We start from the raw sequence: 2,766 nt of genomic DNA on the forward strand, positions 1-2,766 counted from the left end.
TTTCTCCACTACCAACTGGTAACAACTCCCGATCCCAAGGGCGAGCAGTTGATACGTCTTCCACTACATCTGGCATTACAAAAATCTGGGCTAACTTCTCCGATTTTTCTACTTCTTGCCCAGGCACAGCAATGCCAGCAAATTTAACATCATCAAACCAGTTAGCTAACTGTTGATTATAATCCCCTTTAGCTACCTGAAATTTTAGATAAGTATCTGTGTGCTGAAAATACGCATTAATAAATGTCTCTACCCAAGGCTTGAGACTGTCTTGATTTAGTTTAATAGTCTTGGCTTCAGCTTCTTGTTGAAATACGGTGCTTAAAATATCCCGGTCTGGTTTCCCTTGATTAAGTAACGGTTTCTGTAATTCCGCCAAAACTGCTGAATGAGTAAAATAGTGGTTCAAAAACCTACTAACTCCATTCCAGCCATCCGGGGGAGCGTGAAAAAATAAGCGCTGTTGACTATCCAGTTGTTTGTCCCATTGATCAACCGCTTCTGCTCCGGCTTTGATGGCTTTTTCGATATCGCTTTTAGTCAGGGATTGAGTTAAGCGCTTCCCTGCTTCTTTCCCAAGAATACTTAACAAGGGTGGCGCTATTTTCGATAGTTCTAAACTAGCCAAAAGGCACAATACTGCCATAATTTATAGGTAGTTATGTTCGATAGGTTTAATTATAGCAATTTCGGGAGCAGGTTTTTTGCATGGGTTGTGATCCCCCTAAATCCCCCTTAATAAGGGGGACTTTACAGAGCGATTTCCGGACTTCACTCTTATTAAGTAAAGGGAGAAAAAGTAGATAGATTTCCGGACTCCCCCCTTCCGCGCGGGCAGGGCTGTTTCATTTTCAATAAAATAGAAGATAATTAGAGATAATTAGTCTTAAGTCCAAAAACTGAGGATATACCTCAAATTATGGCTCATTGTCTTGATGCAGTCGCTCATGGGGGAAACCCCATGAGCGACTGCATCAAGACAAAGCCGAAACACAGTTGATAAAGTTTTGTTGCGCCTGATTGACCTTTGGTCACGCTACGCGATCGTAGTTACTCACGGTATTTTTGAGACTTTTACCATCCAGGGATATCCATTCATTAGATGGAATTATACTATATTGTTTACTCCATTGATTAAATACAATTTGGAGTTCTTCGTAATCTAAATTAATCATGACCCTTCTGATTGCTGAATAAGAAGGAACACGAGCACAAGGAATTTTCAGTCTACTAAAAAATTGCTGTGCGGTGGCGTTCCACAAATCTACCCAATTGTCGATAACCCCAATAACCACTCATCATCCCCATAATGATAATTAGAAGCACTAGCCATAGAGGATGACGAAGACCATGAGGACTGCGATGTAATGGTATTTCTAAGAGAAACGTCGATTCAGCTTTTCTCCATAATTTGGGTATATAATGGGAATTATGCGATTTTTTCGGGCTATTGCTTCAATATACACCTTTTTACTCTATAATGAAACAGCCCTGCCCTTATTAAGGGGGGCTGGGGGGGATCGTACTAGAAAATGGCATATAAAGGGTTTCATCCCCGATTATATCCCGCATGGAATGGGGAAAAAGTAGATAGATTTCCGGACTCCCCCCTTATTAAGGGGGGCTGGGGGGGATCGTACTAGAAAATGGCATAGAAAGGGTTTCATCCCCGATTATATCCCGCATGAAAGGGGGAAAAAGTAGATAGATTTCCGGACTCCCCCCTTATTAAGGGGGGCTGGGGGGGATCGTACTAGAAAATGGCATAGAAAGGGTTTTATTCCCCATTATATCCCGCATGAAAGGGGGACAAACTAGAGAGATTTCCGGACTCCTCCAATCTAACACCATTACTCTAATTCATCATCCCTAATTCATAATCCCTAAAAAAAGGCGATAGTCTGATCCGCTAAACGATCCCATGATTACAGTCTCAAATTAAATGCGATGCTCTGAAAGAGCCGCTACGCGATGAAGCGTTTCGGCAAAGCCGACGCTACGCGAACGCAAAGCGTGGCCTTTGGCCTCAGCTTCCGCTAAAAGCGAACGCTAATTAAAAATATCAGCCAAAAAATACTAATCTAGTTTTTTTATATATACCCCCTCCCGAAAAAAAATCTAAAAAAAATGTTGAAAAATACTTGACAAAATAAATAATTATTTATTAACATAAAAATGTCCCAAAAACAACAGCAAAAAACATTATGGACATCGAAAACTTTCTCCCAAATTTTGAGTATAATCCCAACAATCCTAATTTCCCTGAATTATTTGGCCAACCCCAGCCAGGACGGGAGCAAATCAAACATATATTGATTGGTTCTCCCAAAACTGTGCGGGTCACAATCTATAATCTTTATGGCCGTGGCTACGCCCAAGTTCAGGAATGGAGCACTCCTCAACCGATCGGAAATTCTGGTGAGGTGATCAGTATTTTGATTCGACATCTGTTGGTAGATTAAGATAGCAAGTTGCCAGGGATGCCAATCCCTGGCGACAAGGAAAAAACTGAGGAGAAAGTACGACGTCTGAAGTCTAAAACCTAAGTTTGTCTGTTGTTGATTTGGTGAACACATAGTCAAGAATCCTAGGGCTCTTGACTATTACAAAAAATAATTCGGTCAAGGATTGGAATTAACCAGAACTTGACCGAATTTTTTTTGTTGAGGGAACAGGGAACAGGGAACAGGGAACAGGGAATCGGGAACAGGGAATCGGGAATCGGGAATCGGGAATCGGGCAGTAACGAGAAGACTCGGACGTACG

At 41.6% G+C, this 2,766-nt stretch carries 2 protein-coding genes and 1 pseudogene; 1 reads left to right on the forward strand and 2 read right to left on the reverse strand.

Annotated elements, in window-relative coordinates:
- Nucleotides 1-646: pseudogene (locus F6K49_RS39805) on the reverse strand (signal transduction protein); the annotation flags it as partial.
- A gap of 385 nt (nt 647-1,031) precedes the next feature.
- On the reverse strand, nt 1,032-1,295 hold the full coding sequence (locus F6K49_RS39810; protein ID WP_293106207.1) for a transposase family protein: 264 nt from the start codon (nt 1,293-1,295) through the stop codon (nt 1,032-1,034).
- Nucleotides 1,296-2,204: 909 nt separating this feature from the next.
- Here F6K49_RS39810 and F6K49_RS39815 point away from each other — a divergent pair.
- Nucleotides 2,205-2,462 (forward strand): hypothetical protein, encoded by a 258-nt coding sequence (locus tag F6K49_RS39815; RefSeq protein WP_293106210.1) that lies wholly within the window; start codon nt 2,205-2,207, stop codon nt 2,460-2,462.
- Nucleotides 2,463-2,766: the final 304 nt, after the last annotated feature.

Source organism: Moorena sp. SIO3I6 (assembly GCF_010672095.1).